Source organism: Kribbella sp. NPDC003505 (genome assembly GCF_040610875.1).
Classification (GTDB): domain Bacteria; phylum Actinomycetota; class Actinomycetes; order Propionibacteriales; family Kribbellaceae; genus Kribbella.
The window spans coordinates 280837-294327 of record NZ_JBEXNA010000002.1; the positions used below are offsets into that span (position 1 = coordinate 280837).

12 protein-coding genes are annotated in these 13491 nt (G+C 70.0%); 6 read left to right on the plus strand and 6 right to left on the minus strand.

Annotation, left to right across the window (positions count from 1 at the left end):
- Nucleotides 1–273 precede the first annotated feature (273 nt).
- On the plus strand, nt 274–696 hold the full coding sequence (locus ABZX12_RS05775) for a MarR family winged helix-turn-helix transcriptional regulator (protein WP_355690191.1): 423 nt from the start codon (nt 274–276) through the stop codon (nt 694–696).
- A complete protein-coding gene (locus ABZX12_RS05780; protein WP_355690192.1) occupies nt 696–2279 on the plus strand; it encodes an MFS transporter in 1584 nt (527 codons plus the stop codon). The genes ABZX12_RS05775 and ABZX12_RS05780 overlap by 1 nt, the downstream gene beginning before the upstream one ends.
- Here the strand turns inward: ABZX12_RS05780 and ABZX12_RS05785 are convergent.
- From ABZX12_RS05785 to dacB, 5 genes are all read right to left on the minus strand, one after another.
- Entirely contained in the window at nt 2276–3532 is a 1257-nt protein-coding gene (locus ABZX12_RS05785; protein WP_355690194.1) for an MFS transporter, read from the minus strand. The two genes, ABZX12_RS05780 and ABZX12_RS05785, sit on opposite strands and share 4 nt — an antisense overlap.
- Nucleotides 3529–4113 carry a helix-turn-helix domain-containing protein gene (locus tag ABZX12_RS05790; protein WP_355690196.1) on the minus strand — a complete coding sequence of 195 codons (585 nt, stop codon included), beginning with the start codon at nt 4111–4113 and terminating at the stop codon, nt 3529–3531. The genes ABZX12_RS05785 and ABZX12_RS05790 overlap by 4 nt, the downstream gene beginning before the upstream one ends.
- Nucleotides 4114–4259: 146 nt before the next feature.
- Entirely contained in the window at nt 4260–5204 is a 945-nt protein-coding gene (locus ABZX12_RS05795) for a GNAT family N-acetyltransferase (protein ID WP_355690197.1), read from the minus strand.
- Nucleotides 5201–6151 carry a GNAT family N-acetyltransferase gene (locus ABZX12_RS05800; RefSeq protein ID WP_355690199.1) on the minus strand — a complete coding sequence of 317 codons (951 nt, stop codon included), beginning with the start codon at nt 6149–6151 and terminating at the stop codon, nt 5201–5203. Before ABZX12_RS05800 ends, ABZX12_RS05795 begins: the two co-directional genes overlap by 4 nt.
- 41 nt (nt 6152–6192) lie before the next feature.
- A complete protein-coding gene (dacB, locus tag ABZX12_RS05805) occupies nt 6193–7746 on the minus strand; it encodes a D-alanyl-D-alanine carboxypeptidase/D-alanyl-D-alanine-endopeptidase (protein ID WP_355690200.1) in 1554 nt (517 codons plus the stop codon).
- A 147-nt stretch (nt 7747–7893) separates the two neighbouring features.
- Between dacB and ABZX12_RS05810 the strand changes: the two genes are divergently transcribed.
- The 4 genes from ABZX12_RS05810 to ABZX12_RS05825 are packed head-to-tail and all read left to right on the plus strand — an operon-like array spanning nt 7894 to nt 12779.
- The gene (locus ABZX12_RS05810) at nt 7894–9192 is read left to right on the plus strand and encodes a family 43 glycosylhydrolase (RefSeq protein ID WP_355690201.1); all 1299 of its coding nucleotides are present in this window, start codon (nt 7894–7896) and stop codon (nt 9190–9192) included.
- A gap of 58 nt (nt 9193–9250) precedes the next feature.
- Nucleotides 9251–11416 (plus strand): alkaline phosphatase family protein, encoded by a 2166-nt coding sequence (locus ABZX12_RS05815; RefSeq protein ID WP_355690202.1) that lies wholly within the window; start codon nt 9251–9253, stop codon nt 11414–11416.
- Nucleotides 11413–12195 carry an MBL fold metallo-hydrolase gene (locus ABZX12_RS05820; protein WP_355690204.1) on the plus strand — a complete coding sequence of 261 codons (783 nt, stop codon included), beginning with the start codon at nt 11413–11415 and terminating at the stop codon, nt 12193–12195. Before ABZX12_RS05815 ends, ABZX12_RS05820 begins: the two co-directional genes overlap by 4 nt.
- Entirely contained in the window at nt 12192–12779 is a 588-nt protein-coding gene (locus ABZX12_RS05825) for a VTT domain-containing protein (RefSeq protein WP_355690206.1), read from the plus strand. The genes ABZX12_RS05820 and ABZX12_RS05825 overlap by 4 nt, the downstream gene beginning before the upstream one ends.
- Here ABZX12_RS05825 and ABZX12_RS05830 read toward each other — a convergent pair.
- Nucleotides 12765–13406, minus strand: coding sequence for a TIGR03085 family metal-binding protein (locus tag ABZX12_RS05830; protein ID WP_355690207.1), 642 nt, complete (start codon nt 13404–13406; stop codon nt 12765–12767). The two genes, ABZX12_RS05825 and ABZX12_RS05830, sit on opposite strands and share 15 nt — an antisense overlap.
- Nucleotides 13407–13491 lie beyond the last annotated feature (85 nt).

A 13491-nucleotide genomic window follows, 5' to 3' on the forward strand; every position in this document is an offset into this window, starting at 1 on the left:
CAGGTAGTGCACCGCGAAACGCTGTACGCGCGGGCCCCAATCACGCTCAGGTGCGCTACCCGGCCGGCGGACACTTCCTGTCGAGCTGTACGTCGCGGGGGGCGGGCCAGTGTCACTGGGCGCGATCGTGTTATCCACAGGCTGTGCATATGGTTGTGGAAACCAACCAATCGGGTATATAGTTGGCTTATGCAACTAGCTCAGCAACCCCTTGTCCCGGGGGCAGAGCGGGATGCGGCGGCTCAGGAACTGCTCGAAGGGGTCAGTTCTCTGGTGCGAGCCGTGCGGTGTATCGAGCATCGGCACCTGACGAACGACGGCGGTCTGCGCCGGTCGGACGCGAGTGTGCTCAAGGTGCTGATGAAGGACGGTGAGCAGCGCGGCGGGGAGATCGCCGGGAAGCTCGGTGTCGACGCGTCGGTAGTGAGCCGGCAGCTGACCGCGCTGGAGGCCGACGGACTGGTGAGCCGTCGGCCGGACCCCGCCGACGCCCGTGTCGGGCTGGTCAGCCTGTCGGCCCACGGCAAGGCCCAGCTCGAAGCGCTCTACTCCTCCTACACCCGGCAACTGAGAACCGCCTTGGCGGACCTCGACGACGACGCGCTGGTCGCGGCCGCTGCCACCATGCAGCGGGTCGCGACAGCGATCACCGAGGCCAACAAGGTCGTGAGGCGAAACCCCAAGACTGGAGACTGATGACTGTCACCGAGACCCGGCAGCAGCAAACGCCCGCTGCGCCGGAACTCACCCACAAGGAGATCCTCGAGATCCTGATCGGCCTGCTCGCCGCGTTGTTCACGGCGATGCTGAGCTCGACGATCGTCAGCAACGCCCTGCCGACGATCATCGCCGACCTCGAGGGCTCCCAGACGCAGTACACCTGGGTGCTCACGGCGAGCCTGCTGGCCACCACGGTGTCCACCCCGATCTGGGGCAAGCTCGCCGACCTGATGAGCAAGAAACTGCTCGTCCAGGTGGCGATCTCGGTTTTCGTGATCGGGTCGGCGCTGGCCGGCCTGTCCCACAACGTGCCGTTCCTGATCGGCGCCCGCGTGCTGCAGGGCCTGGCGATGGGCGGTCTGATGGCGCTCGCCCAGGCCATCATCGGCGCCGCGATCCCGCCCCGGTCGCGCGGCCGGTACTCCGGGTACATGGGTGCGGTGATGGCGGTCGCGACCGTCAGCGGCCCGCTCATCGGCGGTGTCATCGTGGACACGTCGTGGCTCGGCTGGCGCTGGTGTTTCTACGTCTGCGTCCCGCTGGCCGTGGTCAGCCTGGTGATCCTGCAGAAGTACCTGCACCTGCCGGTGCTCAAGCGTGAGGTCCGCATCGACTACCTCGGCGCGGTGCTGATCAGCATCGCGGCCAGCCTGCCGCTGCTGTGGGTCACGTTCGCGGGCACGGACTTCGCCTGGATGTCCTGGCCGTCCGCGCTGTTCGTCGGCGGCACGCTGCTGGTCGGCTTCCTCGCCGTGCTGGTGGAGAACCGGGTGGCCGAGCCGCTGGTTCCGCTGAAGGTCGTCCGGGAGCGCACCACTGCGCTGGCGATCGTCGCCAGCCTCGCGGTCGGTGTCGCGATGTTCGGCAGCGCGCTGTTCCTGGGGCAGTACTTCCAGATCGCCCGCGGCTACAGCCCGACCGAGGCCGGCCTGCTGACGATCCCGATGATGCTCGGCTCGTTCGTCGGATCGGCGGGCTCCGGCCAGCTGATCACCCGCTACGGCAAGTGGAAGCGGTACCTGGTGTCCGGCGGGATCCTGCTGCTCGGCGGTCTGCTGATCCTCGGCACGATCGACCACGCCACGCCGTACTGGCTGGTCGGGCTCGGCATGCTGGCGCTCGGCCTCGGCACCGGTATGACGATGCAGAACCTGGTGCTCGCGGTCCAGAACACCGTCGACGTCACGCAGATCGGCGCGTCCTCCGCGACCGTCGCGTTCTTCCGCAGCCTGGGCGGTGCGGTCGGCGTCTCGGCGCTCGGTGCGGTGCTCGCGGCCCGGGTGAAGGACCTGATCGTCGCCGGCGTCCTGGCCGGCCCGAACGGCGCCGAGGCCGCGCGCAAGCTGCAGGAGGGCGGCGGCGGTACGAGCCTGCTGGACGTCAACCACCTGCCGCCGCAGCTGGCCGAACTGGTCCGGCACGCGTACGGCGACGCCACCGGGCGGATCTTCCTGATCGCCGCGGCCTGCGCAGTGGTCAGCCTGGTCGCGGTCGTGTTCATCAAGGAGGTCCCGCTCCGCAAGACCGTCGCCAAGGTGGACGTGGCGGAAGACCTTTAGAGGCTGGGCGGTTCGAGAGCGTCCAGTGAACGGGTGCGGATGATCGGTGAGCCGATCAGCCACAGGACGGCGAGCAGGCCGCCGGCCGCGGAGACGAGGAGGGTTTCGCGGACACCGATCCAGGTGCCGAGGAACCCTCCGACGACCGCGCCGAGCGGCCTGATGCCGTAGTTGATGCTGCTGAACGCTCCCGCGACCCGGCTGCGCATGTGGTCGTGGACGACCGCGGCCTGCAACGAGTTCAGCGGTACGTCGAAGCACATCACCGCGAACGCCCCGACGAACTCGGCGACCGCCAGCGCGACCGCTTTGGTCCACGTCGGCCCGCCGGCCAGCGCGGCGATCGCGATCGAGCCGGGGAACACGACCGCGCCGACCGCAATCACCGGTCCCGCGCCGAACCGTTTGCTCAACGGGGAGGCGGTGACGGCGCCCAGCAGCCCGCCGGTCGCACCGACGCCGAACGCGACACCGATGACGCCGGCCGACAGGTCGAGGTTCCGGCTCGCGAACAGCACCAGCAGCGCGATGCTCATCAGGTTGAAGAAGTTCACCGTGGTGGCGCAGCCCAGGCTGCGGCTGAGGTACGGGTGCTTGAGCACGTACCGCATTCCCGCGCCGGCCCGGCGCAGCAGCGGCTCGCTCGACTCCTCCGAGGCGCCCGGCTCCACCTTGAGCCGGCTGATCTGGACGGCCGAGAACACGAACGTCAGCGCATCGACGACGATCGCGACCGGCGCGGTCAGCCACTGCACCAGCAGACCGCCCACGGCCGGTCCGCCCATGAACGAGATCGACCGCGTCGCGGACAGCTTGCTGTTCGCCTCGAGGTACTGGTCGCGGTCGACGAGCCGGACGAAGAACGACGCGTACGCCGTGTTGAACACGACATGCGCCGTCCCGGCCAGGATCGCGATCACGTACAAGTGGCCGAGGCCCAGCAGATCCAGCCAGTACGCGACCGGCAGGGTGAGCAGCAGCACCGTCCGGGCCAGGTCCGCGGCGATCATCAGCGGCCGCTTGTCGCGGCGGTGGTCGACCCAGGTGCCGATGAACAGCGACGCGATGTTCGGCAGCCACACCGCCGCGGTCAGGAACCCGACCTGGCTGGGGGAGGCGTCGAGCAGCGTGACCGCGATCAGCGGCAGGGCAAGCTCGGTGATCCGGTCGCCGAACTCGGAGACCGTCTGGGCGGACCAGAACGTCCGGAACCGCTGGACGCGCCACAAGCTGGTGGCGGGCAGGGTCTTCATGGCGCCTCCGGCAAGGAGATGCGCAGGTGCCGGACCGGGCGGGCATCGTCCGGTACATCGCCGGCGTCGCGGCGCTGGACGTAGGGCGCCAGCAGTTCCTCGATGGCGTCCTCGATCGCCTCGGCCTCGGCGAGCGTGAGCATCAGCAACGTGTTGGCGGATCCGGCCAGCCGGCTCCACTCGGGGTCCAGGTTCGGCTCGGTCTCGACCAGCCACTGCTGGGCCGCTTCGAGCGCCTGGTTCATCATCTCGGTCCGCAGCAGGCGGCCGGCCTCGGTGCCTTCCGGGGTGTCCGGCATCTCGTACCGGAACCCGCGGGCGGCCGCGTCCCACCAGCGCTGCCGGCGGTCCGTCCCGCTCGGCGGCGGTACGTCGACCACGAGCCCGAACTCGGCCAGGTGCCGCAGGTGCCAGCTGGTCACCGAGGGGGAGGCACCGACGTGCTCGGACAGCTGGGTGGCCGTCGCCGGCCCGTGCTTCTGCAGATAGCTGAGCGCGGCGAGCCGGACCGGATGCGCCAACGCACGCATCGCCTGCGGGTCGGTGATCTCGAAATCGCCGTACGGATTCCTGAGAGACATGTTTCGAGAGTAATCTCTCAGATCTCGGATCGGCAAGATCCGGCCAGCTCGACAGGAAGTGTCGGCTGATCGGACCGGATCGCCGGGGTGCTCAGGCGGGGACCTGGCGGCAGTGGGCGTAGACGTCCTGTCGAGCTGGCACGGCGTCAGGTGCGGAAGGTCTTGGTCCAGATGTCGCTGATCAGGTCCGGGCGCATGCCGGCGCCGGTGTAGAGGGCGACGGCCGGCGTCGGGTTGCCGGTGTCGACGTGCAGGATCGTGCCGCGGCGTCCGGCGGCGGAGTCGACCGCGAAGGCGTTCCGCAGCAGGAACTTGGCCAGCCCGCGGCCGCGCGCGGACGGCACGACGCCGAGCCGCCCGACGTACCCGCAGTTGTCGGTGCTGACGAAGTTGTCGTTGCACTCGGTCATCCCGACGGCCAGCCCGTCGACCTCGGCGATCGTCACCTGCGACCAGTCGAACGTCGACCGGCTCTCCCGCGACGCGGCCCACTCCTCGAACGGCCGCGGCTGCGTCCCGGGCTGTGTCGCGAACGCCTCCATCAGCACGGCGTGCGCCGCCCGGCGGCTGGCCTCGTCCGGGGCACCCCGCCGTACGACGACGCCGTCCGGTACGGCGGGTGGCGGGACCTGGCCGTCGAAGGTGATCCGCATCCGGTGCGTCGACGTACTGATGGCGAACCCGTGCGCGGCGACCGCCGCCGCGAGTCGCACGTCCTGACGGATGACGCCCAGGCGCACCACGACCTCGCGACCGGTCCGCGAGCCGACCTCCGTGGCCCGGCGCTCGACCTGGTGCAGGAGCCAGTCGAGGACCGCTGGGTCCTCGCTCAGGATGTCGACGTTCACGTGCGTGCCGCCGGTGACCGCGACCGCCGTCGCCGAACCGGCGAACTCGCCGTCCGGTCCGGCCACCATCCAACCGTCCGTCGCGGGATCGATCCCCGGATCCCGCAGGTAGTTGGCGACGTCCTCGGCACTGTGTTTCGGGAAGCCGAGCAGGGCCGACGTGTAGGCGCCGGACCGCTCCGCGATCACCGCGGCGTCCTTCTGCCGCATCGGGCGCACGGTGTGACCGGCAGGGAGGCTCACACGCTCACCTCGCGCCGCCAGACCTCCATCACCAGCACCGGCTGCATGCCGACGGACAGGTACACGCCGAGCGCCGGGGTCGGGTTGTTGGTGTCGACGTGCAGGATCGTGCCGGCTCGCCCGGCCACCGCGTCGAGCGCGAACTGGTCGCGCAGCAGGAACTTCGCCAGCCCTCTGCCACGGGCCTTCTCGAGGACGCCGAGGCGGCCGACGTAGCCGCAGTTCTCGTCCTCGACGAACTGGTCGTTGGACAGCCGCAGCGCCACCGTCTCGCCGTCCAGCTCCAGCAAGGTCAGCTGCGACCAGTCGAACGCGGAGTGGTTCTCCTGCGCCGCATGCCACTCCTCGAAGGAGCGCGGTGAGAAGCCGAACTGGCCGTCGAAGCTCGCGTTCAATACGTCGTGCGCCGCGCGCCTGGTCGCTTCGTCGGGTGCGCCGCGGCGCACCGTGATCCCCTCGGGAACGTCCGGCGCCGGGACTTGCCCGTCGTGGTCGATGCGCATCCGGTGGAACGTCGTACCGGGCTGGAAGCCGTTGTTCGCCAGGCGTTCCGCGCGGGCGGTGTCGGCGCGGTAGTTCACCGCGTCCAGTTGGACGGATGCATGCCCGTAGGCCCTGGCGAACTCCTCCGCACGCGTGAGGATCCTCTGCAGGAGGTACGTCTCGACGGTCAGGTCCGCGGTCACCAGGTCCAGGTCGAGCTGGCTGTGGTTACCCTTGCCGAAGATCGAGCCGTAGCCCACGAGGCGGTCGCCGTCGAAGACCAGCCAGCCGTCGGTCTCCGGGGCGAAGCCGGGTTCGGTGAGTTCGTCCTCGGCGTCCTCGAGGGTGTAGTCGGCGAAGCCGACCACCGAAGTGTTGTAGGCCGACACCAGCTCGAGGACCGCCTGCGCGTCTTCCTTCGATGGCGAACGGACGGTGTACGACGATGGCAGTACGGCGGTCATTCACACATGGTGATGAACGACCGCCGTACTGGCCAACTCAATTAGCAGGCCTTGTCCCACTCCAGCTCACACGTGGTCTGCGCGGTGCGCAGGCTCGACGTCGCGGCCGGCGGCGCCTGGTCGGACCAGGAGGCGAGCGTGACGCCGACGGCGTCCTCGATCGAACGCGGGCTGACCAGGTAGTTGTTGCTGATCATCGAGAACACCAGCTTGCGCCCGTCCTTGGTCGTCACGTAGCCGGACAGCGACGTGACGCCCGTGAGCGAGCCGGTCTTGCCGTGCAGGTTGTTGGCGGCCGGCGTGTTCCGCATCCGGCTGCGCAGCGTGCCGCCGACGAACCGGTCCGGGTTCCCGGCGATCGGCAGGGCGTCGTACCACTGCTGCCACCACGGCTCTTTTTGGGCGCCGATCAGGACGTCGGTGATCGCGTCGGCCGTCACGTTCACCTTGCGGGACAGGCCGGAGCCGTCGGACAGGCGGATCCGGCTGGTGTCGACGCCGATGCTCTTGGCGTAGCCGGTGACAACGCCTAGGCCGGCCGGCCAGCTGCCCTCGGCGTCGACGACCGCGCCCATCGCCTTGACCAGGGTCTCGGCGTGCATGTTGTTCGACAGCTTGAGGAACGGCGTCATCAGTTCGCCGACGGTCATCGACTCGTCGCGCGCCAACCGAGCCGCGGTCGCCGGGGTCGCCGCGTTCTTGATCCGGCCGCTCACCGTGATGCCCTGGGCGGCCAGCGCGCGCCGGAACACGTCGGCGGCGTAGAGCTCGGGCTCCCAGACCGTCACCCATTCCTGGCCGACCGACGCGCCGAGCGGCAGCGAGCCGGTCACCCGGACAACGTTGGTGCCGTGGTCGCGCTCGATGTTCAGGGTGTTCGAGGAGCCGGCCGCGCCGGTCGTGGCGGTGTTGACGAGCGTGATCGCGCCGTTCGCCGGGACCAGGTTCAGCTTCACCGGAGCCCCCGCGGCGGCGCCGGGGCGGCTCTCGACGATCGCCGTACCGGAGTCGTAGTCCGTGTTCGGCGCGAGCGTGAGCGCGGAGATCTGGGCGTTGTAGTAGAACGGCTCGTCGTCCCAGGCCCAGCTGTCACCGAGCCGGACGTGGTCGAAGTACGTGTCGTCGGCGATCAGGTCGCCGTACACCCGGCGGACACCGGCCGCTCTGAGCTGCTGGGCCAGGCCGGCGTAGTCGGACTCGAGCGCGGTCGGGTCGCCGTACCCCTTCAGGTAGAGATTGCCGAGCAACTGTCCACCGCGGACGGGTGCGGTGGCCAGGACGTCGGTGTGGAAGCGGTACGACGGGCCGAGCACGTGCATCGCGGCCGTCGAGCTGAACAGCTTGGTGTTCGACGCGGGCAGCATCCGCCGGCCGCCGTTGCGGTCGTACAGCGTCTCGCCGGTGGCCGCGTCCCGGACCACGAGCGCGACCTGCGAACCGTCGTACCGGCTGTCGTTCAGCAGACCGTCGAGCTGCTGCTGTAAAGCAGTCGCTTGTACTGCGGTAGGCGCCGCGACGGACTGGGTGACGACGCCACCCACCGCTGCTGCGACCGCCGCGACGGCGGCGATCATCCCTCTCGGTAAACGACTCACGAGGCACTCCTCAAACCAGGCGGAAACCAACTAGCGGGAGTCTCCACCCCCGGAATCCCCACGGTCCAGGGATTGGGCCCTCGCGTTTCAGGTGAATCGATGTAAAAGTTGGCTCCACAGGTAACCGCCCCACCTGAGGAGTCACCCATGAAACGACTTCTGGCAGCGTTACTCGCTGTCCTCAGCCTGACCGCCGTCCTCTCGCCCACGGTCCACGCCGCCACCACGGCGGCCGTCTTCCCGAGCGAGATCGTCGGCGAGAACTTCCCCGACCCGGACGTCTTCGAGCAGAACGGCACCTGGTACGCGTACGCGACCAACGGCAGCCGCGGCACCGTCCCGGTCGCGACCGCGCCGAGCGCCGACGGGCCATGGACGATCCGCGGCGACGCGATGCCCGGCGGCCCGTCGAGCGCCTGGGCGCAACCCGGCCGCACCTGGGCCCCGGACGTCCACCCGAACGCCGACGGGACCTACACGCTCACCTACACCGCCTGGCACAAGGCCTCCGGACGGCAGTGCATCGGCGTTGCCACCGCCACGAATCCGCTCGGCCCGTTCCAGCCCGTCGGTACGGCGCCGTTGATCTGCCCGCTCAACCTCGGCGGCGCGATCGACGCGAACACGTTCGTCGCCGACGACGGAACCCGCTACCTGGTCTGGAAGAACGACGGCAACGCGATCGGTCAGCCGTCGACGCTCTGGCTGACCCGGACGGCGGACAACGGCAGGACCCTCGTCGGCGGCAACACCGCGATGCTCACGTCGAGCGGCGTCATCGAGGCGCCCGACCTGGTGCAGCGCGGCAGTCAGTACGTGCTGTTCTTCTCCGGCGGCGGGTACAACGACTGCAACTACCTCACGTCGTACGCGACCTCGAAGACGCTGAGCGGCCCGTGGACGACCGCGTACCGGCCGTTGATGACGACCGCAACGTTCGACAACCACGTCTGCGGTCCGGGTGGCGCCGACGTCGTCGGGGGCAAGGTGTTCGTCCACGGATGGGTGAACGGCGGCCGGCATCTGTACGTCGCCGACATCGGGTACGCCAACGACTACCCGGTGGTGCGCGGCAGCCGGGTCCGGTACGAGGCGGAGCGCGGCACGCTGAACCACTGCGTGGTCCGGTCGAACGCGGCCGGCGCCTCCGACGGGAAGGTCGTCGCGTACATCGACTACGCCGACTCCTGGGTGGAGAACCCGGTGTTCGCGCCGGTGGCGGGCAGCTACACGCTCCACGTCGGGTACGCCAACGGCTCCGCGTCCACCGCCAGCCACGGCCTCGTTGTCAACGGCAACAATGCGGGATCGGTCAGCTACCCCGTCACCGGCTGGGACAACTGGCAGCAGAGCTCGGTCTCCGTCACGCTGAATGCCGGCTGGAACACGATCCGGCTGACCAAGGGCACCCTGTACACGGAGGTCGACTACCTCGAGGTGCAGTAAAGGTGTCGCCGCGACCCCGTAGTCTCGTACTGCACAGAGCACTACGGGGAAGCAGGCGATGGCGAAACCACCAGAACAGGTGTCCAAGGCCCGGCGCGGGCGTCCGGTGTGGCTGGACCTGCGCCGGACCGGTCGTGGCCTGCAGGCGATGCTGGTCGGCGGCCTGCTGTCGCTGATCTCGCTGGCGATCACGTTCTGGACGCTGCCGCAGATCAGCAGCGACGGCCGGCTGCCGATCCTGCGGCTGGTCGTCCTGCTGGCGATCTTCTCGGTGCTGATGCGCTGGGTGCTCGCCGGGGTCGCGGTGCTGATCGGGTCGATCGGCGTGCTGGTCGGCGGGCTGCTGTCACAGTTCGCGGTCGTCTATCTCGGCATCACCGCGGATCCCGGCGTGGACCTGCACGGCGGCGTCGAGGCGCCGCTGCTGGTCGCGATCGTGATGTCGACGGTGAGCGCCTTCGTCGGCTGGGTCGCGTACGCGGGCAGTGACGACGCGTACGTCGCGGAGGTGATGCGGGTCGTGCACCGGCGCGCCCGGCGGATCGAGCCCGCGCCGCGGACCGGGATGCTGATCGTCCAGATCGACGGCCTGTCCGCCCCGCTGCTGAACTGGATGGTCCTGGCCGGCAACCTGCCGAACCTCGGCGGCTGGATCCGGGACGGCAGGCACTCGATGCTCGCCTGGCACACCGGCGTGCCGGCCACCACGCCGGCCAGCCAGGCCGGGATCCTGCACGGCGGGTCCCGGCACATCCCGGCGTTCCGGTGGTACGAGAAGGAGACCGGCCGGGTGATGGTCACCAACCGCGGCCGGGACGCGGCGGAGATCGAGGCCCGGATGTCCACCGGGCGCGGCCTGCTCGCCGACGGCGGCGTCAGCATCAGCAACAACTGGTCCGGCGACGCCGACAAGTGCGAGCTCGTGTTCAGCCGCGCTGGCCTGCCGAACAGCCGCAGTCGCGGGTACGTCCGGTTCTTCTCCAGTCCGCAGGGCGCCGCCCGCGGCCTCGTGCTGTGTGTGGCGGAGATGATCAAGGAGCTGCACCAGGCCCGCCGGCAGCGGGTCCGGCACCTGGTCCCGCGGGTGAAGCGCGGGGGTGGGTACATCTTCCTGCGGGCCGTCACCAACGTGCTGCTCCGCGACCTGAACGTCTCGCTGATCACCGACGAACTGGTGAAGGGCACCCCGGTGATCTACTGCGACTTCGTCGACTACGACGAGGTGGCGCACCACGCCGGCCCGACCCGCGCCGAGTCGCTGCAGACGCTCGAGGGCCTGGACCGGGTGCTCGGCGCGCTGCAGCGGATCATCGAGACCCTCCCGCACTCGTACGAGATCGTCGTACTGTCGGACCACGGCCAGAGCCAGGGCTCGACGTTCCTGCAGCGGTACGGCCGGACCCTCGCCGAAGTGGTCGACGACCTGGTCGACACCACCAAGGAGCCGGTCCAGGCGGTCGGCAAGTCGGAGGGGTGGGGCCCGGTCAACGCGTTCCTCACCGAGCTGAGCATGCGCCGCAGCGTCGCCGGCTCCGTGACCCGGCGGGCGCTGCACGTGAAGACCGGCGAGGTGGAGCTCGGCCCGAAGGACTGCGAGCCGCAGCTCGCCGCCGACGAGCAGATGGTGGTGACCTCGTCCGGCAACCTGGCGCTGATCTACCTCGCGACGACGCCCGGCCGGGTGCCGCTGGAGGAGATCGAGCTGCTGCACCCGAAGCTGATCCCGGGCCTCGCGACCCATCCGGGCATCGGGTTCGTCGTGGTCGACTCGCTGGCCGAGGGACCGGTGGCGATCGGCGGCGCCGGGGTCCGGGTCCTGCGGTCCGGTCGCGTCGAGGGCGAGGACCCGCTGACGCCGTACGGCGACCTCGCCGCCGCGTCGATGCTCCGGCAGGCGGAGATGCCGCACAACGGCGACCTCGTGGTGGTCAGCCGGCTCGACGACTACACCCACGAGGTCGCGGCCTTCGAGGAGCTGGTCGGGTGCCACGGCGGGATCGGCGGCTGGCAGACCGAGGCGGTGCTGGTGCACCCGAGCCGCTGGGCGCTGGGTGCGCCTCCCGTAGGCTCCGACGAGGTGCACAAGGTGCTGATCGGCTGGCTGGAGAAGCTGGGGCAGCGCAAGGACCTGGACGAGCCGATCGAGTCCGAGCGGGCGTCTGAGGCCCCTGCGTCCACTGCGCGGCGCTCGGGGGCCTCCGACGCCCGCAGGATGGAGGCATGAAGCGTGCGAGTGACATGCGCGTGACGTGGTGGGGGCACGCCACCACCACGATCGAGGCGAACGGCACGCGGCTGCTGACGGATCCGGTGCTGACGTCGCGGATCGCCCACCTGCGCCGCCGCCGCGGTCCCGCGCCGGCGCGGGCGGCGAGGCGTTGCGACGCGGTCCTGATCTCGCACCTGCACGCCGACCACCTGCACCTGACCTCGCTGCCGCTGATCGCGCCGGACGCCGCGCTGATCGTGCCACGCGGCGCGGCGAAACTCATCCACGCCGACAGCGGCCCGGAGTACTCGGACCGCTGCATCGAGGTCTCGCCCGGCAACCAGATCCGGATCGGGTCGCTGGACATCACCGCGGTCACCGCACACCACGACGGGCGCCGGCTGCCGTGGTCGTCGTATTCCGCGCAGGCCCTCGGATACCGGGTCGACGGCTCGCCGAGTGTCTGGTTCGCCGGCGACACCGACCTGTACGACGGGCTCGCGGCCGAGGCCGGGTCGGTCGACGTGGCGCTGGTCCCGGTCGGCGGGTGGGGGCCGTCGCTCGGCCCGGGGCACCTGGACCCGATCCGGGCTGCCGAGGCGGTCCGGCGGGTCGGCGCCTCGACGGCGGTGCCGGTCCATTTCGGGACGTTCTGGCCGATCGGCTGCGACTGGATCAAGCCGGAGCTGTTCCTGCCGCCGGGGGAGAGGTTCGAGGCTGCGATGAAGCAACTCGATCCCGAGGTGAAGGTGAAGGTCCTCGCGCCCGGCCAGTCGATCGAGGTGCCTGTGTGACCGGAGACACCAAGTTCGACCTGTGGTATTTGTTCGCGTTGGCCGGCGCTGTGCTGCTCGGTGCGGTGCTGCCGGTGCTGCCGACGGGTGCCGCGGTGTCGGCAGGCGCCGTCCTGGCCTCGCACAACAACCCGATCGGGCTGGCCGGTGTGCTGCTCGCGGGCGCCGCCGGCGCGTACGTCGGGGACCTGATCGTGTACGCCGGCTGCCGCTTCGGCGGTGAGCGGCTGGCCACACGGGTCGGGTGGCTGCGCAACAACGGGTCGCTGGACTCGCTTCGCGAGCGTTTGTCCGAGCACGAGATCGGCGTGCTGCTCACCTCCCGGCTGATCCCGGGCGGCCGGGTGCCGGTGCTCCTGGCGGCCGGTCTCGCCGGCTACAAGTGGGAGCGGTTCGCGCTCGTCGACCTGGCCGCGTCGTCGCTGTGGGCGGCGGTCTACATGGCCATCGGCCTGCTCGGCTACGCGCTCTTCGACAAGCCGTGGCAGGGCGTGCTGGCGGCGATCGTCCTGGTCATCCTGACCACTGTGCTGAGCAGCGCGATCCAGCGCGCGCGGCGCAAGAAGCGGTCACACGCCGAATGACGCGTTGCGGAGCCGCTCGACCGCCTCCGCGTCGCCGTCCAGCTGAACGTCGGCGACCTGCTGCCGCCCGAAGCAGAACAGCACCAGCTCGCCGGGCTCGCCCGTCACGGTGACCGAGCCGTGCTCGTTGGGCCGCTTCGCGACGGACGTCGTACCGTCGGGGCGCCGCAGCACCAGGCCGCTCGGCGACTTGCGAGTCATCGACTTCGCGGCCAGCCGCACCGCCTTCCACAGACCGTCCTGCTGCTCGGCGGGCAGCTCGCGGACGTCGTACGCCGGTTGCGCGCGCCGCACGTCCTCGTGGTGGACGAAGTACTCCGTGGTGTTCAGCTGGTGCCCGAGTTTCGGCAACGCGTAGATCGAGATCGGCGGAGGGCCGTTGCGGACCTTGCCGACCACCTCGGCGAAGCCGTAGCGCTCCTTCACGCGCCGCATCCGCCGCTCGGTGGTGTCCGCGAGCGCCGGGATCAGGATCCCCGGCCCGGCCATCGGATCGGCCTCGCGGACGTACAGATGGACCGCCAGGTCGTAGGCGTCCCAGCCCTCGCACAGGGTCGGGGCGGCCGGTCCGACCGCTTCGAACAGGTCACACAGAGCGAGTCGTTCCACCCGGCTGTAGTCGGTCACAACTCGATCGTAGTTGTCCGTGGCGAGTGGCAGAATGTCAATCGTTGTCATGTCTGAGTCCCATTGATGCACCTGACTGCCCTGG

Coding starts and splice junctions, on each gene's coding strand:
- ABZX12_RS05820 (WP_355690204.1), top strand. CDS start 11,413: ATGAAGCGTGCGAGTGACATGCGCGTGACGTGGTGGGGGCACGCCACC.
- ABZX12_RS05790 (WP_355690196.1), bottom strand. CDS start 4,113: ATGTCTCTCAGGAATCCGTACGGCGATTTCGAGATCACCGACCCGCAG.
- ABZX12_RS05780 (WP_355690192.1), top strand. CDS start 696: ATGACTGTCACCGAGACCCGGCAGCAGCAAACGCCCGCTGCGCCGGAA.
- ABZX12_RS05815 (WP_355690202.1), top strand. CDS start 9,251: ATGGCGAAACCACCAGAACAGGTGTCCAAGGCCCGGCGCGGGCGTCCG.
- ABZX12_RS05800 (WP_355690199.1), bottom strand. CDS start 6,151: ATGACCGCCGTACTGCCATCGTCGTACACCGTCCGTTCGCCATCGAAG.
- ABZX12_RS05785 (WP_355690194.1), bottom strand. CDS start 3,532: ATGAAGACCCTGCCCGCCACCAGCTTGTGGCGCGTCCAGCGGTTCCGG.
- ABZX12_RS05810 (WP_355690201.1), top strand. CDS start 7,894: ATGAAACGACTTCTGGCAGCGTTACTCGCTGTCCTCAGCCTGACCGCC.